At 70.8% G+C, this 17,161-nt stretch carries 13 protein-coding genes; 7 read left to right on the forward strand and 6 right to left on the reverse strand.

Features of this window, described 5'->3' with window-relative positions:
* Nucleotides 1-3: 3 nt before the first annotated feature.
* Nucleotides 4-1,941 carry a DUF5005 domain-containing protein gene (locus ODJ79_RS12020; RefSeq protein WP_263023463.1) on the reverse strand — a complete coding sequence of 646 codons (1,938 nt, stop codon included), beginning with the start codon at nucleotides 1,939-1,941 and terminating at the stop codon, nucleotides 4-6.
* 43 nt (nucleotides 1,942-1,984) lie between these two features.
* The gene (locus ODJ79_RS12025) at nucleotides 1,985-2,188 is read right to left on the reverse strand and encodes a hypothetical protein (RefSeq protein ID WP_263023464.1); all 204 of its coding nucleotides are present in this window, start codon (nucleotides 2,186-2,188) and stop codon (nucleotides 1,985-1,987) included.
* 205 nt (nucleotides 2,189-2,393) lie between these two features.
* On the opposite strand from ODJ79_RS12025, the gene focA reads away from it, so the two are divergent.
* Nucleotides 2,394-3,266 (forward strand): formate transporter FocA, encoded by an 873-nt coding sequence (focA, locus tag ODJ79_RS12030; RefSeq protein WP_263023465.1) that lies wholly within the window; start codon nucleotides 2,394-2,396, stop codon nucleotides 3,264-3,266.
* On the opposite strand, the gene ODJ79_RS12035 is transcribed toward focA, so the two are convergent.
* The gene (locus ODJ79_RS12035) at nucleotides 3,267-3,659 is read right to left on the reverse strand and encodes a winged helix-turn-helix transcriptional regulator (RefSeq protein WP_263023466.1); all 393 of its coding nucleotides are present in this window, start codon (nucleotides 3,657-3,659) and stop codon (nucleotides 3,267-3,269) included.
* Between the two features lie 96 nt (nucleotides 3,660-3,755).
* Between ODJ79_RS12035 and ODJ79_RS12040 the strand changes: the two genes are divergently transcribed.
* Together ODJ79_RS12040 and ODJ79_RS12045 are read left to right on the forward strand one after the other, a co-directional pair.
* Nucleotides 3,756-4,565 carry an MBL fold metallo-hydrolase gene (locus ODJ79_RS12040; protein ID WP_263023467.1) on the forward strand — a complete coding sequence of 270 codons (810 nt, stop codon included), beginning with the start codon at nucleotides 3,756-3,758 and terminating at the stop codon, nucleotides 4,563-4,565.
* Nucleotides 4,566-4,598: 33 nt separating this feature from the next.
* Nucleotides 4,599-6,284: an acyl-CoA dehydrogenase gene (locus ODJ79_RS12045; RefSeq protein WP_263023468.1), complete on the forward strand. Its 1,686-nt coding sequence runs from the start codon at nucleotides 4,599-4,601 to the stop codon at nucleotides 6,282-6,284.
* On the opposite strand, the gene ODJ79_RS12050 is transcribed toward ODJ79_RS12045, so the two are convergent.
* Nucleotides 6,285-8,528 (reverse strand): helix-turn-helix transcriptional regulator, encoded by a 2,244-nt coding sequence (locus tag ODJ79_RS12050; RefSeq protein ID WP_263023469.1) that lies wholly within the window; start codon nucleotides 8,526-8,528, stop codon nucleotides 6,285-6,287. It abuts the gene before it with no gap.
* Between the two features lie 179 nt (nucleotides 8,529-8,707).
* Between ODJ79_RS12050 and ODJ79_RS12055 the strand changes: the two genes are divergently transcribed.
* On the forward strand, nucleotides 8,708-9,643 hold the full coding sequence (locus tag ODJ79_RS12055) for a hypothetical protein (RefSeq protein WP_263023470.1): 936 nt from the start codon (nucleotides 8,708-8,710) through the stop codon (nucleotides 9,641-9,643).
* On the opposite strand, the gene ODJ79_RS12060 is transcribed toward ODJ79_RS12055, so the two are convergent.
* Nucleotides 9,627-11,234, reverse strand: coding sequence for a xylulokinase (locus ODJ79_RS12060; RefSeq protein WP_263023471.1), 1,608 nt, complete (start codon nucleotides 11,232-11,234; stop codon nucleotides 9,627-9,629). The two genes, ODJ79_RS12055 and ODJ79_RS12060, sit on opposite strands and share 17 nt — an antisense overlap.
* Nucleotides 11,235-13,451, reverse strand: a complete 2,217-nt coding sequence (locus tag ODJ79_RS12065) for an aminotransferase class III-fold pyridoxal phosphate-dependent enzyme (protein WP_263023472.1) — start codon at nucleotides 13,449-13,451, stop codon at nucleotides 11,235-11,237. It abuts the gene before it with no gap.
* Nucleotides 13,452-13,570: 119 nt separating this feature from the next.
* Between ODJ79_RS12065 and ODJ79_RS12070 the strand changes: the two genes are divergently transcribed.
* The 3 genes from ODJ79_RS12070 (at nucleotide 13,571) to ODJ79_RS12080 (ending at nucleotide 17,076) form a co-directional block, all read left to right on the forward strand.
* Nucleotides 13,571-14,725, forward strand: a complete 1,155-nt coding sequence (locus ODJ79_RS12070; RefSeq protein ID WP_263023473.1) for a PucR family transcriptional regulator — start codon at nucleotides 13,571-13,573, stop codon at nucleotides 14,723-14,725.
* Between the two features lie 133 nt (nucleotides 14,726-14,858).
* A complete protein-coding gene (locus ODJ79_RS12075) occupies nucleotides 14,859-16,481 on the forward strand; it encodes a methyl-accepting chemotaxis protein (RefSeq protein WP_263023474.1) in 1,623 nt (540 codons plus the stop codon).
* A gap of 199 nt (nucleotides 16,482-16,680) precedes the next feature.
* Complete coding sequence (locus ODJ79_RS12080) at nucleotides 16,681-17,076, forward strand: hypothetical protein (RefSeq protein WP_263023475.1); 396 nt, start codon at nucleotides 16,681-16,683, stop codon at nucleotides 17,074-17,076.
* The last annotated feature ends 85 nt before the right edge of the window (nucleotides 17,077-17,161 follow it).

Genomic DNA, 17,161 nt, shown 5'->3' on the forward strand with positions numbered 1-17,161 from the left:
CGGTCACCGCGACGGCGTGACCGAGGGCGACGGCGCGGGCAGGGTGACGCGGACCGACCGGCTGGGCGGCCCTTCGGCGCCGTTGCGCACCGCGGTCACCCGGAAGTCGTACACGTGCCCATTGGTCAGCAGGCCCGCGGCCGCCTTCGGCTCGTCGAGCAGGAAGGCGCCCCGGGTGTACGCCGTCTGGCCGGCCGTCACGTCCCGGTAGTACATCCGGTAGTAGGGGGCATTGCCGCGCCAGGTGAGGTCGGCCCGGCCGTCGCCGGGGACGACCGTCAGGCCGGTGGGCGCGGGCGGCGCCGCGTACCGGGCGGTGACCCGCACCGTCCGCGACGGCCCGGACTCCCCCGCCGGGCCGATCGCGGTGATCCGGAACTCGTACGCGTGGCCGTGCAGCAGCGGCACGGTGGTGAAGCCGCCCGGATCGTCGATCGGGTAGTCGGCCCGCCGCCACGGCCCACCGGACCCCGCGTCCCGCTGGTACAGCCAGTACCAGAGGTGCGCGCCGGGGTCGTCCCAGGTCAGCGCGATCCGCCCGGACGAGAGCGCCCGCGCCCGCAGGCCGGACGGCACCTGCGGCCTGGTGCGGGTGGCGGTCACCGCGGCGGAGAGCTCGCTGTCATCGGCGGCGACCCGGAACTCGTAGGTATGGCCCTCCTTGAGCTGCCCGGCGTCGGCCTCGGTGCCGGTGACCGGCTCCGGCCGGCGCGCCGGGTGGGTCTGCCCGATGGTGAGGTCGCGCTCGTAGACCCAGTACCGGGTGGCGCCGGGGACCGCCTTCCAGCGCAGCCTGGGGTGCACGTCGTTGACGGCCGCGACGAGGCCGGCCGGGGCCGTGCCGGCGGCCGGCCGCGGCGGCCAGGCGACCTCGACGAAGCGGGGCCGGTAGACCCGGGCATCGCGGTACGCGGTGTCGGCGTCCAGGCTGTTCACGTTGTACGAGATCAGCAGCCGGCCGGGGCGGGCCAGCTCCGGGTGCAGCCGGGCGTCGTACGCGAGCGGCTCCTCCGGCGTGTGGAGCTGCACCGGGCCCGCCCATGGGCCGGCCGGCGTGGCCGAGGTATAGGCCACGATGGCCGGGTCGAACGGCAGGTTGCCCTCGGTGGTCACCAGCACGTAGCGATCGCCGGCGCGCTGCACCGAGAAGCCGGTGTCGACCCCGCTGAGCAGCCGCGCGGACCGCTGCGCCCGGGCGGTCCAGCCGGTGCCGTCCCAGAACTCCCAGGCGGCGGCCGGGTCGCGGGCGCGGGCCAGATGGGCGAAGCGGAGCGCGTCGCCGGTGCGCTCCGAGCCGTACACGTACGTGTATTCGCCCTCCTGCAGCACCGCGGCGCCCCACGCGATCGTGTCGCCCAGCGGCAGGTCGGTGACGTTCTTCAGCCGCAGGCCGGGCAGCGCGAAGGTGGCCAGTGCCGACCCGGTGAGCGTGAAGTCCCACGGCCCGGCGCCGTGCCGGTGGTAGCGGTTGTAGAAGACCTGCAGCGCCCCGCCGGCGACGACGCCGGTCTGCGCCCAGTAGTAGTCGTCGCCGGCCGGCCCGACCAGCGGCTTCGGCCCGGCCTCCGGACCGCCGTGCAGCGTCCGCGTCAGGGTCGCGCCCTCCTGCACCACGATCGTGTTGTGCACGAACGGCGAATCGCGGGGCCGGGTGTGGTCGGCCGCGACGTTTCCCAGGTACGTGTCGGAGAACAGCCACGCCACCCGGCCGTCGGGCAGCGCGACGGACGCCGTGTTGTCGCCGCCGGTCCACCCGCCGCCGCCGTCGGCGTACCGCTGGAACATGGCCGTGAGATCGGCGGCCGCGAACCTCGGCGCGGCCGGCGGTGCCGTCGTGGACGGCGCCGACGCCGGTGCTTTCGCTCCGGACCGCGCCAGCGCCAGCAACCCGAGCGCCAGGCAACCGGCCATCACGGCCGTTACCCAGTACCGGGCCCTCATCCGTCCACAATATCCATGACCGGGGCCGGGCCGAAGTGTCCGATCAGGACGCGGTGGCCCCATGGTCGTCGGCGTGGGTCAGCATGGACGTCATCGCGTGGGCGTACTGCTCCGCGGCCGAGGCGGTCGCGGCGGCGACCTGGAGGCGCTCGCCCGGCATGGCGGCACGACGGCTGGCAAGCTCCTGGCGCAGCGCTTGCAGCTCGGACAGATGACAGTCCAGAAGGTTCAGGATCTCGCCGTGCATCCGGTGCCCCCTCATCCTGGTCGCGGCACAGGAAACCCCACGTCCAACATCACGTAACCAAACGTTGTACGTTAGGTGACCCCGCGGATAGGTTACCGACCGAGATCCACGGCTGCCAACATCCCGGCGGCGCCGTCCCATTTTGCGGACACCCGGCCTGGCCAATCCGGCCCGGTACGCGGGTACGGGGTCCTACCATACGAGCGTGGCCACGGCCGGCGGCCCCGAGCCGTTCATGCTCAGCCCAGCACAGATGGCCCGGGCGGCCGAGGACGCCGCGTACGCCAAGGCGACCGGCCGGCCGGCGAAATCGTTCCTGCTCGGCCTCACCGCCGGCGGCTACATCGCGCTGGGCTTCGTTTTCTACACCACCAGTCAGGTCGGGGCGGCCGCCCTGACCTGGTCGGGCGGGGCTCGCATCGTGGGCGGTGTCGTGTTCGCCACCGGGCTGGTGCTGGTCGTGCTGACCGGCGCGGAGTTGTTCACGTCCTCGACGCTCACCCTCACCGCGCGGGCCAGCGGGCGCATCACGTGGGGCCAGCTGTTCACCAACTGGGGCATCGTCTACGTCGCGAACTTCCTGGGGGCGCTGACGATGGTCGCCCTCGTGTTCGTCAGCGGCACCTGGCACAACGCGAACGGCGGCTGGGGAGCCGTGGTGCTCAAGACCTCGCTGGCGAAGCTGCAGCACAGCTTCCTCGAGGCCTTCACGCTCGGCATCCTGTGCAACCTGATGGTGTGCCTGGCGGTCTGGGCCGCCTACTCGGGCCGCACCACCACCGACAAGATCCTCGCCGTCACCATGCCCATCGCGCTGTTCGTCTCGTCGGGCTTCGAACACTCGGTGGCCAACATGTTCCTGGTGCCGCTCGGCCTGCTGATCAAGAACCACGCCGGCGCGGGCTTCTGGAGCGGCGCCGGGCTCGCCAAGGGCGACTTCGCGGATCTCACCTGGTCCCACTTCCTGCTGGGCAACCTGGTGCCGGTCACCCTGGGAAACATCGTCGGCGGGGGCGTGATGATCGGCATTCTCTACTGGACCATCTTTCACTACATCGACAAACCGACCGACGAGTGATCAGCGGCCGTCGTACGAGAGTCGTGCCCGCTCGACGTCGTCCTGGTGCTCCCGGCCCCACGCGCGGATCGCGTTCAGCGGTTCGAGCAGGGACCGGCCGAGATCGGTGAGGTCGTACTCCACTCCCGGCGGCACCGAGGGCAGCACCCGCCGATCGACCAACCCGTCCCGCTCCAGACTGCGCAGCGTCTGGGTCAGCATCTTCTCGCTGACGCCGGCGCAGGCCGCGCGCAACTCCCCGAAGCGTTTGCCGCCGCCCGCGAGACTTTCCAGGAGCGCGACGGTCCACCGATCCGCCAGCCGGCCGAGCGTCTGCCGGGTCGGACACGTCGTCGGACAGTCGGCGTCGGCTCCCACCGGAAGCCGTGAGCCGGCTCGAAACCTGATCGCCATGACGCGGTCAACCCTATGTGCCGGCCGGGCACCGCGCCAAAGCTGACTTGTAAGTGCGTTCTTGTGGAGCCGGCCCCGCGACCCGACAGTGGCCTCATGATGCTGGGACAGACGCTGGTCGAGTTCGTGCCCGACGGTCAGGTGGTGGGCCGCGGCACGGATTTCTTTCCGGGCAGCGATTGGACGCCGTACCAAGACTTGCTGGATGACGAAGGACGGATGGTCGCGAACGTCGGCTCGTTCCTGATTCGGACCGCGGGGCACGTGGTTCTCGTCGACCTCGGGCTGGGTCCGGGCGGCGCGTTGCTCGACAACCTCGAAGCACTCGGCGTCGCGCCGTCGAACGTGGACTTCGTCGTCCTCACCCACCTGCACCGGGACCACGTCGGCTGGACCGGCGCGTTCCCGAGAGCGCAGCACCTGGTCGACCGGCGCGAGTGGGACTACTGGTGCGCCCACCCCGGGGGTGTCGGCCCGGATCCCGACCGGGTGCTGACGCCGATGGCGCGCCGGGTCGCGTCCCTCGAGGAGGTGCCCAGGGGCATCCGGCCGATCGCCACGCCCGGCCACACACCCGGCCACACGAGCCTGCTGATCTCCGACCCGGACACCGCGGACCGCATCCTCATCCTGGGCGATCTTCTGCACACCAGGGCCCAATTCGCCGAGCCGACCTGGCGGTTCCGCTCCGACGCCGACCCCGGCCAGGCAATCCGGCGCCGCGTCGACCTCCTCGCGCGGTACCGCGACGGCCGGACGATCCTGGCCGGCGGTCACTTCTCGGGCGACGCCTTCGGCGAGAGCGAGAACGAGAACGAGAGCGAGAGCAAGAACGAGAGCGAGAGCGAGAGCGAGAAAAATCCGGTTTCGGAGACCACTTGCCAGCCCTCTATTACCGGGCAGTAACTTAGACCCGAGACGCTACTGGAGGGCCGGCCCATGATCTTCAACCCGCGTACGTACGACCCCACGCACCTCGACGCCGAGTCGCGGCGGCTGCTGCGCGCGACTGTCGACTTCTTCGAGGAGCGCGGCAAGAAGGCGCTCATGGCCAGCTACATCGACCGGGCCTGGTATTCCGACTTTCTCGACTTCGCGGCGAAGGAGGGCCTGTTCGCGACATTCCTGACGCCGTCGGCCGACGACCCGCAGAAGCGCTGGGACACCGCGCGCAACGCCGCGCTCAGCGAGATCCTCGGCTTCTACGGCCTCGACTACTGGTACACGTGGCAGGTCACGGTGCTCGGCCTCGGCCCGGTCTGGCAGAGCGCCAACCCCGCGGCCCGGGCGCACGCCGCCCGGCTGCTCGCCGACGGGCACGTGATGGCGTTCGGCCTGTCCGAGCGCGGCCACGGCGCCGACATCTACGCCACCGACATGGTGCTCACGCCCTCGCCCGACGGCGGCTACGTCGCCAACGGCACCAAGTACTACATCGGCAACGGCAACGTCGCCGGCCTCGTCTCGGTGTTCGGCCGCACCCCCGACGGCTACGTCTTCTTCGGCGCCGACAGCCGGCACCCGGCCTACCACCTGATCACGAACGTCGTGAACAAGCAGATGTACGTGAGCACCTTCGAGCTGCGCGACTACCCGGTGCGGGAGCAGGACATCCTGCACACCGGGCAGGCCGCGTTCGACGCCGCGCTCAACACCGTCAACGTCGGCAAGTTCAACCTGTGCACGGCCGCGATCGGCATCTGCGAGCACGCCATGTACGAGGCGGTCACCCATGCCCACCGGCGGATGCTCTACGGCAAGCCGGTCACCGACTTCGCGCACGTGCGGCGGGAGCTTTCCGACGCGTACGTCCGCCTGGTCGGTATGAAGCTCTTCAGCGACCGGGCCGTGGACTATTTCCGGTCGGCCGGTCCCGACGACCGCCGCTATCTGCTGTTCAACCCGATGACCAAGATGAAGGTCACCACCGAGGGCGAGAAGGTCATCGACCTGATGTGGGACGTGATCGCGGCCAAGGGCTTCGAGAAGGACACCTACTTCGACAAGGCCGCCATGGACATCCGCGGCCTGCCGAAGCTCGAGGGCACCGTGCACGTCAACCTGGCGCTGATCCTCAAGTTCATGCCGAACTACCTGTTCGACCCGATCGAGCTGCCGCCGGTGCCGACCCGGCACGACGCCGCCGACGACGAGTTCCTGTTCCGCCAGGGCCCGGCGCGGGGGCTCGGCGGAATCCGGTTCCACGACTGGCGGATCGCCTACGACAAGCACGCCGATCTGCCGAACGTGGCCCGTTTCCGGGAGCAGGCCGACGGCTTCCGCACGCTGCTGCGCGACCACGCGCCGAGCGCGGACCAGCAGAAGGACCTCGACTTCCTGCTGGCCGTCGGCCACCTGTTCGCGCTGATCGTCTACGGCCAGCTGATCCTCGAGCAGGCCGAGCTGACCGGCCTCGACCCGGTCCTGCTCGACGAGATCTTCGCGGTGCTGATCCGGGACTTCTCCGGGTACGCGACGGAGCTGCACGGCAAGACCGCGACCACCGACGAGCAGGCGGCCTGGGCCCTGGCCCACCTGCGCCGGCCGGTCGCGGACGACGCCCGTACGGCGCAGGTGTGGCAGCAGGTGCTCGCGCTGGTCGGCGCGTACGAGATGAAGCCTTAGCTACCCCTCGAGCAGGCCCAGCCGGCGGGCGCACTGGACGGCCTCGGTGCGGGACGAGGCCCCCAGCTTGCGGTAGATCGACCTCGCGTGCGCGCGGATGGTGTTCACCGAGAGGAACATCTCCGCGCCGATGTCGGAGAGCGACAGGTGCGTCGCGAGCATCGGCAGCACGCGAAGCTCGGCGCCGGTGAGCGCGGTGGCGCTCGCCGGCGCCGCCGTCCGGTCGGCCGACAGCTCCGCGCGGAGCTCCTCGGCCTCCTCGACCAGGACGCCCAGGTGGGGCCGATGCCGGAGCACCTCGTCGATCTCGGACAGCACGGCCTTGGCCCCCGCCGGGTCCGCGAGCGCGAGGTGCAGGCGGACAAGGTGGAGGCTGACGTGCGTGGCGAAGAAGGGAAGCGCGTAGCTGAGGAACGGCCGAAGGCGTTGCGTCTCGGCCAGCGCATGCCGGGCGGCGTCCGCGTCGCCGCGGTGCAGCGCCAGCCGCGCCTGCGCGGTCCAGACCAGGATCTCCTCGCTCCCGGGCCGCTGGGCGCGGGCCGCGGCCAGCGCCTGATCGGCCAGCGACCGCGCGAGGCCCCATTCGCCACGGGAGATGGCGAGCATCGATCGCGAGTACAGGGCAGCGTGCAGGATCTCCTGGGCCTTCGTCTGCTCCGCGAGAGCCACCGCCTCCCGGAAGTACGCGTCGGCGCCGTCGGGATCGCCGGCCATGATGCACGCGTTCCCGCGGTAGACGGCCGGCGTCGGCGACACGATGCCGGCCAGCGCGTACTTGTGAACGGCCTCGTCCAGATCCGCGCGCATCTGCTCGAGCCCGCCACGGCAATGGACGGCCCGCAGCGTGGCGGTGTACGCCTCGGTGGCGGGATCGGCCGCCCAGCCGGGCTGCCCGTACTGCCAATGGTTCAGCAGGCTCGCCCACCGCTCGGCTTCCGCCGGCCGCCCGGTGACGGTGTGCAGGAAGCCCGCCATGACGGCGATCATCGGGTGCTTCTCGATCACCCCTCGCCGCTCCAGCCAGGCGAGCCAGCGCACCAGGGTCTCCAGGCGGCCGCGCCAGTAGACCGGCAGCCAGAGCTGCGCGACCAGACCGGCCGCGGTCTCCGCGTCCCCGGCCGCCATCGAGTACTCGAGCGCCTCCTCCGGCCGCTGGTGGTCGAGGCACCAGGCGGCGGCGCGGCGCCGGATGGCGGTGAGCAGCTCGGGGTCGGTGCGTTCCAGCTCGGCCCGCAGCATGTCGCGGAACAGATGGTGGTACCGGTACCACCTGCCCCGGCGGTCCAAGGGCACCAGAAGCATGTTCGAGCCGGCCAGCTCGGTCAATGTCCGGGCGGCGCCGGCCACGCCGAGCACCGCCGCGCACAGCGGGCCGGACATCCGGTCCAGCGCCGCGGCCCTGGTCAGGAACTGCCGCTGCCGGCGCGAGATCCGGTCCAGGAACTCCGACTCGATGTACTGGCTCACCACCAGGTCGTCACCGCCGAACGAGGCCACCGCCCGGTCGAACGAGCCGCCCGCACGCAGGCACAGCGCGGCCAGGTACAGGCCGACCGGCCATCCTTCGGTACGGCCGTAGAGCGCGACCACCTCGTCGGACCGCAACGTCGTGCCCGCCTCGTGCAGAAGTGATCCGGCCTCCGCCACGGTGAGCGACAGTTCGGCGACGCCGATCTCCAGGACCCGGCCCTCGGCCCGCAGCCGGGCGATCCGCAGCGGCGGCGACGTCCGGCCGGCCAGCACGAGGCGCGAGCCGTCCGGCACGTTCTCCGCCAGGACCGAGAGCGCGTCCCGGCACGTCCGGTCGTCGAGCAGGTGCACGTCGTCCAGCACGAGCACGGCCGGCCGGCTCATCGACGCGAAGGCCGACGCCAGCCGCGGCACCACGGTGCCGGGGATCGAGCTGGTCGGCGACGCCAGCGCGTCGAACACCCGCGGCCCGAGCGGCTCGACGGCGTTCAACGCCTCCGCGATGTAGGTCAACAGGACCTTGGGATCGTTGTCCGCCTCGTCGACCGACACCCACGCGAACGCCTGGTCATGGCGCTCGGCCCACTGCGACAGCAGCGTCGTCTTGCCGTAACCCGCGGGCGCCACCACCGAGACGATCCGGCGGGGATCGGCCTCGACGAGCTGTTCCAGCAACGCCTGGCGGCGCACGGTGCCCGCCCGTACGGGCGGGGGAAGCAGTTTCGACAGCGTCAGGTCGCTAAATCGGTTCGGAATGTGCGCAGAGGCCTGCATCGCAGCCTCCTTGCCGTCGTCGACCCGTGTCGCCGCGAGTGAGTCCGGCATTATCAAGCCCCACGCCCGGACGCGGTGTCAAGAAAACGTGATCAGGCAAGCCGAGCCCCGTTCACGTTCGACCTACGAGTACCGCATAATGCGCCTCGACGTAACACGGCGGCCGGGGCACGGGGGTCATGGCAGAGCAAGAAACACCGGATCCGTTCGCACAGCTCGCCGACTGGGCCGACAAGACCGAGCGACGGGTCCGCATCGGACGCGGCTGGAACGGCCTGGCCCGGAAGCTGCCCTGGGTGCTGACCGGCCTGCTGGTCACGGGCCTCGTCGCGGTGGCCGCGCCGCGGATGTTGTCGGCGTGGCAGGACGGCGGGGCCACCGGCGCGTACCCGAAAGCAAGCGTGCCCAGCGGCATCACCGTGACCAGCACGCAGAGCGCGGCCCCGACGGACCCGTTCACCGGCACACCGGCCGCCACGTATCCGAAGGGCGCGGCCGGCATCACCCTGCCGAAGGCCGCGGCGGTCACCGGCTTCACGGCCGCACAGGTCGACGCCGACCTGAAGGCGGTACGCCGGGCGATGATCGCCGGACGCCTCGATGCCACCATGCTGACCGGGCACGGACAGGGGCGGCTGATCGCGATGCTCGCGCCGAGCCAGCGGGCCGACGTGACCAAGTGGTTCTTCGACGCGAGTTTCATGGGGGTCGCCACCTGGATCGACCCGGCGGTCAAGCTCGATCCGCGAGAGCAGCCGCGGGTCAGCGGCCGGGTGACCTACTCCTCGGTCATCTCGCGCGGAGTGCGCACGCTGCGCGTGACGACCAACTTCATTTGGGTGTACGCCTTCGTGTTCCCGGTCGAACACCCGTTGGCCGCCGTGCACGACGAGGTCAACTGGGAGTTCCCGGTGGCGGCGAACCTGCAGCCCGCCGACCGGGGCATGTGGGTCGGCCCCACGAAGGTGTACAGCGCGTGGGTGGACTGCGCGGCCGCCCACCGCGGCCTGATCGCGCCGGGCCGCCCGGCGGCCACCCCGCAGCCGAGCGACACGGAGGACCCGATGGCGCTGCTCAAGGCGGACCACACCCTCGACATCACCGACGGGTGTTGAGGCGGTCCGTCCGGTGCAGGCGCCGGTAGATCGGGGCCAGCTGCTTGTGCAGGTCGGTGTAGATCTCGTACGTCCGGTTGTAGGTCTCGTGGTCCGCGCCCGGCTCGAAGACACGGTCGGCGCGGGCCAGATCCGGGATGTCCGCGAACTGGATCATCCCGGTGCCGACCGCGCCGATCCAGCCCGCCCCGCGGGCGTTGACCGTGACCGGGTTGGCATCCCGCCGGATCTCGATGCCGAGCACGTCGGCGAAGATCTGGCACCACGAGTTCGACCGCGCCGCGCCGCCGGTGATCACCATGCTGCCGACCGGAGCGCCGAGGAACCGGTCCACCGCCTTGGCCATCCACCGGGTGTTCAGCGCGACCCCCTCGAAGACCGCCCGCAGCAGGTCGGAGCGGGTGGTCTCCAGCGAGATGTTGAGGAAGCCGGCGCGCAGGTTGGGGTCATCCACCGGCGCGCGCTCGCCGTAGAGCCACGGCATGTAGAGCACGCCGTCGGCGCCGACCGGCACGGTCGGGATGATCCGGTCGAAGGCGTCGAAGATGGTGCCCTCGTCGCGGCTGATGTGGCCGGCCGAGAGCAGCGGGTCGTCGTACTCCACGATCTTGTCGCGTAGCCAGGTGAGGTTCGCGCCCGCGTTGGACTGCAGCGCGGTCATCAGGTAGCGGTCCGGCAGCGCGCAGGGGATGGACGCGATGCCGCTGGTCACGTCGGTCTTCTTGGCCGGCACGTGCGCCGCGATCCAGGACGACGTGCCGAGGTACAGGTGCGGCTCGTGGTCGCGGACCGTGCCGGCGCCGATCGCGGCCGCGGTGTTGTCGATCGCCCCGGCCACCACCCGCACCGACGCGGGGAGGCCGAGGTGATCGGCAGCGCCGGGGGCGAGCGTGCCGATCACCTCGGTGCAGGCGACGATCGGCGGGAACTTGTCCGCGTCGATCCCGCTCGCGGCGACCAGCGCCGGCGAGTACCGGATGTCGCCGGGCTTACGGTTGTCGGTGACCCACGAGGTGAGGATGGAGTCGACCGTGGCCACCGTGCGGCCGGTCAGCTTCAGGTTGATCCAGTCCAGGACGTTCAGGAACGTCCTGGTCTTCGCGTAGACGGCCGGCATCTCGTCGCGCACCAGCAGCATGTGCGCGGCCGGGTCCTTGCCGGTCGGTGACGGCATACCGCCGGTGAGCCGCAGCCAGCGCGCGATCCGGAACACCGACATGCCACCGTACGCCGGGAACCCGCCGAACTGTTTCCGCAGGTTGGCCGCCCCGCGCATGTCCAGCCAGGAGATGCACGGGGTGAGCGGCTCACCGGCGGCGTCCACCGCGATGGTTCCCTCGCCCTGCGTCGACGAGCAGATCGTGGTCACCGCGCGCAGGTGCTCCGGGTGGGCCCGGCCGAGGTCGGCGACCACCTCGGCGAGCGCGTCCCACCAGGCGATCGGGTCCTGCTCCGCGCCGCCGCCGGGCAGCACCCGCAGCGGCACCGGGCGCTCGGCCCAGCCGGTCACCGAGCCGTCCGCGGCGACCAGGGCCGCCTTCATCCCCGACGTGCCCAGGTCGATCGCGAGCACCTGCGGTGGCAGGGCCATTCAGACTCCCTCAACCAGGGCGAAGACCTGGTCGAACCGGGCCAGTGCGTCGTCGATGACCTCGTCGGTGTCGGCCATCGAGGTGTACATCCGCGAACCGGCCAGGGTGATGATGCCGTGCGCGGCGTACGCCGCACCCATCTGCTCCATCAGCGTCTTGCGCGCCTTGTTCTCCTTGAGCAGCTTGATCGGGCTGCGCATGTCCAGCAGCATCACGCCGCTGCACTCCAGGTGCACGATCGAGCCCTGGTTGTACGCCACGTACGGCAGCCCGTACTTGTCGATCAGGCGTTGCAGCCCGCGGGTGAGCCGGTCCCCGGCCCGCCCGGCGAGGACCGGGGCGTTGGTCCGCGCCATCTCCTGGATCGCGAAGTAGCCGGCCGCGCAGGACAGCGGGTTCGCCGACAGGGTGCCGCCGACCTGGATGTGCGCGCCGCTCTTGCCGTCGAGACCGGAGCCGAAGACGCTCATCACCTCGGCCCGCCCGCCGACCCCGCCGGCCATCGGGTAGCCGCCGGAGACGGCCTTGCCGAACACCGTCAGGTCGGGGGTGACGCCGAAGTAGCCGGCCGCGCCGCCGAGCCCGGTCCGGAAGCCGGTCACCACCTCGTCGAAGATCAGCAGTGCGCCGAACTCGTCACAGAGTTTGCGGACGGCGGCGTTGTAGTCGTACGGGACCGGCCGGGTGCCGGATTCCGGGCCGAGGGGCTCGACCACGACCGCCGCGGTGCCGCCGCGCAGCCGGTTCTCGATCAGCTTGCGCTTGAGCGTGCCGAGGTCGTGCGGGAACGTCTCGCGGGTCCGCCCGGTGGCGCCCCACGGGATGCCCTTGGCGTTCATCCGGAAGCTGCCCGGCACGCGCAGGCCGTAGACCATGGTGTCGGACCAGCCGTGGTACGCGCCGCCGACCTTGATCACCATCTTCTTGCCGGTGTGCGCCCGGGCCGCCCGGACCGCCGCCATGACGGCCTCGGTCCCGGAGCCCAGCGACCGATACATCTCGATGTGCGGCATGTACCGGTTGATGATCTCGGCGAGCTTCAGCTCGTACTCGTGGAACAGACCGGTGACCGGGCCGGACTCCCGGACCACCGCGGCCACCTGCTCGTTCACCGGGCCGTAGTTGCTGCCCAGGATGGTGGGGCCGCCGGCCTGCAGGAAGTCGATGTAGACGTTGCCGTCCCGGTCGGTCAGGTGCGCGCCCTCGGCCTTGTCGACGGCCAGCGGGAACGGGTAGTTGAAGGCCAGGTTGTGCTGGACTCCGCCGGGGATGCGCCGCTTGGCCCGCTCGGTGATCTCCTTGCTGGCCGCGCATTTGTTCTCGAAGTAGTTCAGCACGTCCAGCAGGGCGTCGTGGCGCAGCCCGCGGATCGGCTGGGCGACCAGCGCCTTGAGCCGTCGCATGGTGTCGGCGACGTCCAGGTACTCGCTGATCATGTAGCCGTGGTTCTCTTCCGGAGTGTCCGGAACCTCCACGGCCGCGACCGAGGGCAGCTCCTCGTCCTCCGGCACCCGGATCGGCTCGACGGCCTCGGTGATCTGCGCCGCGATCCGCTTCTCGTCCTTCTTCAGCTTGCCGAAGGCGATCTCCCGGATCGTGGCCGGAATCGTGTAGACCTTCCCGGCCTCGGATGCCAGCGCCATCAGGTACGCGATCGACACCTTCTCCAGCAGCGCCATGTTGAACACCGCCCGGGTGGGGTCGGTGCCGACCGCCACCACGCCGTGGTTGGCGATGATGAACGCGTTGTCCCCGCTCGCGACCTTCTTCTGGACGTTCTTGGCGAGGAAGCCGGTGCCGGACGGCGCGTAGTCGATGATCGCGACCTCCTTGCCGAGGAAGCGGACCTGCTCGTCGGTCAGCGCCGGGATCGGCTTGCGCAGGAAGGCCAGGGCCGACGCGTACGGCTGGTGGGTGTGCACGATCGCGTTGACGTCGGGCCGCTCGCGGTAGATGTTCGCGTGCATGCCGCACTCGATCGAGGGGACCAGCCCGCCCGCGCCACCCTCGTCCGGGACGTGCTTGCCCTGGAAGTCGACGATGCAGACGTCCTCGGCCCGCATCTTGTCGTAGTCGTAGTTGCTCGGCGTGACGGCGTAGAGCTCGTGTCCGGGGATGCGGACCGAGACGTTGCCCTCGGTCGCCTTCAGGTAGCCGCGATCGAGCATCGTCCGGCACATCTCGACCACGTGCCGGCGGGACATCAGGTGCTTCACGACGGGTCCGATCCGTTGGGGGTATCGGCCCCATCGTCACCCCGGCCTGGCGATGAAGCACCGTTGCCCAGTCAACAATCTGAGGCCCGGTTCTTATCACCGGGTGACAAAATCTGGCCATGACAACCCCTTGGCAGCGCCTGCCGGCCGACCTGGCGGCCGCCATGCGGCCCCACCTGCCGGACGCGGTTCCGGCGATCGCCGGCGCGGTCACCCGGATGAACCCGGCGTTCGCCGACAACGCCGGGGCCAAGGTCGAGCGCGACGTCCGCACCGCCGTCCAGGTCGCCCTGGACCGGTTCCTCGAGCTGGCCGGCACCGACGAGCCGGCGCTGCCGCCGCGGATCCGGGAGGTCTTCGTCGCCCTCGGCGCCGCCGAGGCCCGCGAGAACCGCGGCCCGGAACTGCTGCTCGGCGCCCTGCGCACGGCCGCCCGGCTGCTGCTGCGCACCGCGTCGGAGTCGCTCGCCGAGTCCCGCCCGGTCGCCGTCGAGGAGATCATCGATCTCGCCGACGCCACCAGCGCCTTCGTCGACGAGCTCGCCTCGGCCTGCACCGACGGCCTGACCCGCCAGCTGCGCGAGCAGGCCGGCGAGGGCGACCGGCGCCGCCGCCGGGCCGCCGATCTGCTGCTGCGCGGTGGCGTACCGGCCGAGACGGCCCGCGAGGCGGTGGCCGCGATCGACTGGCCGGGCCTGGACCGGCTGGTGCCCGTCCTGCTCCCACCGGACCAGGCCCGCGACGCCCGGTTCCGGTTCGCCGCGGACGGTGTGGTGGCCGAGCGCGCCCGCGACGCGGTGCTCCTGCTGCGCGCCGGCCCGCGCACCGAGCGCAGCGCGCTGGCCGAGACCCTGGACGGCCGGGAGGCGGTGATCGGCCCGGCGGTGGCCTGGACCGACATCCCCGACGCGGTCCGGCTCGCCGAGCGCGCCGCCGAGCTGACCGGCGCCGGGCCCGAGCCGGTCTTCGTCGAGGACCACTTCGCCGCGCTCGCGCTGCGCGGCGAGCCGGGCGCGCTGGCGGCGCTCTCCGCACGCCGTCTCGCACCGTTCTCGGGGCTGCGCCCCGCTCAGCGCGAACAGCTGCTGGCCACGCTGGAGTCCTGGTTGCGCCACTGGGGTTCGCGCACCGCGGTGGCCGCCGAGCTCTACGTCCACCCGCAGACGGTCAGCTACCGCCTGCATCGCCTCCGCGACCTGCTCGGCTCCGCCCTGCACGACCCGACGGCCCGCTTCGAGCTCCAGCTCGTCCTCGTCAGCCGCCCATGGTCCTGACGCGGTGCCACCGGGGAGCAGTTCGGGTGCGCCGGCTCAGAGAGTTTCAGCCCGGGGCCTATGACGCCGACCACGGTGGCGACGCCGCCAAGACCTGGCGACGACCATGCGCGTACGCAGAAGAGGGTGACCAATGGGTGAGTCTGGGCTGTCGGCCGAGCGGCGTGGCGGGCTGAGCCGCCTGCGGGATCTTCCACTGGCGGTCAAGTTCCTGATCGCCATGACGTTGATCGCGGCCACCGCGTTCGGCACCGCATCGAGTGGCCTGGTCGCGCAGCAGCGCGCCAACGAGGCCACCCGGCACACCTACCAGCACACCCTGCTGCCGACCGCCGCGCTGGAAACGCTTCGCGCCTCGGCGTTGCGCAGCATCGTGTACCTCATGCAGCTGGCCACGGCAGCCGACCAGCAGGCCGCGTCGACGCTGATCCAGCAGATCAAGGCCGAGGACGCGGTCCAGGAGAGCGCCCTCCAGCGGTACATCGAGCTGGGTTCGCTGGCCGAGGACCCGCGCACCGCCCAGGTGAAGCAGTATCTCGCCGACTTCCGCTCGGCTCGCGACTCGCGGCTGCTGCCCGCGGCCGCCGCCGGGCAGAAGAAGGAATTCATGGTCACCCTGAAGGAGTTGATTCCGCAGCTGCCCAAGGCCGGCGCCATCGTCACGTCTCTGATCGACGAGGAGACCGCTCTGGCCGCCAAGAACGCGGCAGCAGCCGAGGCCTCATACAACGAGCACCGGCTGTTCATCATCGCCCTCGTCTTGGGCGGCCTCCTGCTCGCCTTCGCCGTCGCCTGGACGGTGATCCGGCAGACCGTGCGCTCGATCAAGCGGATGGCGGCCGTCCTGGACCGGGTCAGCGCCGGTGACCTCACCCAGCGGGTCGAAATCGGGTCCCGCGACGAGATCGGCTCCATGGCGGCGTCGCTCAACCAGGCGACCGACAGCATGCGTAAGACCCTGACCGAGCTGGACCACTCGGCGTCCGAGCTGGCGTCCTCGGCGCAGCACCTCACCGCGATCTCCTCCACCATCGGCGGCGGCGTCAACGAGGTCAGCATGGAGGCCGACGCTGTCGCCCGGGCCGCGAACGAGGTCTCGCAGAACGTGAACGCGCTCGCCGCGGCGAGCGAGGAGATGGGTGCCTCCATCCGGGAGATCTCTCTCAACGCCGGCCAGGCCGCGGGCGTGGCCAGCGAGGCCGTCACGGTCGCCGAGCAGACCACCGCCGTGGTCACCCAGCTCGGCGCGTCCTCGGCGCAGATCAGCGACGTGGTCAAGGCCATCACCGCCATCGCCGAGCAGACCAACCTGCTCGCCCTCAACGCCACCATCGAGGCCGCCCGCGCCGGGGAGTCCGGCAAGGGCTTCGCCGTGGTCGCCACCGAGGTCAAGGACCTCGCCCAGGAGACCGCCCGGTCGACCGAGGACATCGCGAACCAGGTCCAGGCGATCCAGCGGGACACCGCCAAGGCCGTCGAGGCGATCGCCGGCATCACCGCGGTCATCGCGCAGATCAGCGACTTCCAGACCACCATCGCGTCCGCGGTCGAGGAGCAGACCGCCACGAGTCAGGAGATCAACCGCAGCGTGACCGAGGCCGCGGGCGCCTCCGCCGGCATCGCCAGCAACGTCTCGGCGGTCGCCGGCGCCAGCCAGGTCGCGAGCGCCGGCGTGGTGGAGACGCACGCCGCCGCCGAGCAGGTCGCGCAGATGTCCAGCGACCTCAAGTCCCTGGTGTCGCGGTTCGTCATCTGACCGGACCGCACGATCGACATCGGCCGCCCTTCGGGGCGGCCGATTGTCGTCCGTACGAAGCGGAATCCTGCCCCACTCCCGGGCCGAATGGGCACTCCGGCCCTAAACGGACGTTAATCTCCGGACCAGCCTCGGATCGGCAATTCTTTCTGTGCCGGAGCCCGTTTATTTTACGGCCCCCATGCACTACATTCTCGCCATGACCAAGCCGGAGCTGCCGCGACTCGTCGAACAGACTCGAGCGCTGCTGTTGCTGCAGATGTATATGACGCTGCTCGTCCTGTTCTTCATGACGTTCCTCCTGCATTTCTTGGCCAATGCCATGGGCGGGACCAGCGGCGCCAGGTTCTACGTCACCTACACGGTCCTGGTGTGCATCCCGATCGTGCTGGGGATATCGGCCATGATGTTCCGGCGAGGCATGGCGCTCGGCTGGATGCTTGCCCTGGTCACCGAGCTGGCCACGCTGGCGGTCGCCATCAAGTCGATCGCCGGCCAGTTCACCGGCCTGGCGGCGATCATTCTGCTGGTGGTCGGCGGCTACGCCACGTTCAACCTGTTCCGACCGGAAGTCCGCCGGCACTTCTTCGGCTGACCGGCCATTGGAAAACTCCCGATCGGTGGCGATGAACAACGGTCATCACCACCGATCGGGAGTTTCCTTATGCGCTTATCCGCCG

It is taken from the genome of Actinoplanes sp. KI2 (assembly GCF_025630775.1).
In the GTDB taxonomy this organism is placed as follows: Bacteria; Actinomycetota; Actinomycetes; order Mycobacteriales; family Micromonosporaceae; genus Actinoplanes.

What these genes read in the sequence shown, in the direction of transcription:
- ODJ79_RS12020 (WP_263023463.1), bottom strand. Translation starts at nt 1,941, where the DNA reads ATGAGGGCCCGGTACTGGGTAACGGCCGTGATGGCCGGTTGCCTGGCG.
- ODJ79_RS12025 (WP_263023464.1), bottom strand. Translation starts at nt 2,188, where the DNA reads ATGCACGGCGAGATCCTGAACCTTCTGGACTGTCATCTGTCCGAGCTG.
- ODJ79_RS12035 (WP_263023466.1), bottom strand. Translation starts at nt 3,659, where the DNA reads ATGGCGATCAGGTTTCGAGCCGGCTCACGGCTTCCGGTGGGAGCCGAC.
- ODJ79_RS12040 (WP_263023467.1), top strand. Translation starts at nt 3,756, where the DNA reads ATGATGCTGGGACAGACGCTGGTCGAGTTCGTGCCCGACGGTCAGGTG.
- ODJ79_RS12045 (WP_263023468.1), top strand. Translation starts at nt 4,599, where the DNA reads ATGATCTTCAACCCGCGTACGTACGACCCCACGCACCTCGACGCCGAG.
- ODJ79_RS12050 (WP_263023469.1), bottom strand. Translation starts at nt 8,528, where the DNA reads ATGCAGGCCTCTGCGCACATTCCGAACCGATTTAGCGACCTGACGCTG.
- ODJ79_RS12055 (WP_263023470.1), top strand. Translation starts at nt 8,708, where the DNA reads ATGGCAGAGCAAGAAACACCGGATCCGTTCGCACAGCTCGCCGACTGG.
- ODJ79_RS12060 (WP_263023471.1), bottom strand. Translation starts at nt 11,234, where the DNA reads ATGGCCCTGCCACCGCAGGTGCTCGCGATCGACCTGGGCACGTCGGGG.
- ODJ79_RS12070 (WP_263023473.1), top strand. Translation starts at nt 13,571, where the DNA reads ATGACAACCCCTTGGCAGCGCCTGCCGGCCGACCTGGCGGCCGCCATG.
- ODJ79_RS12075 (WP_263023474.1), top strand. Translation starts at nt 14,859, where the DNA reads ATGGGTGAGTCTGGGCTGTCGGCCGAGCGGCGTGGCGGGCTGAGCCGC.
- ODJ79_RS12080 (WP_263023475.1), top strand. Translation starts at nt 16,681, where the DNA reads ATGACCAAGCCGGAGCTGCCGCGACTCGTCGAACAGACTCGAGCGCTG.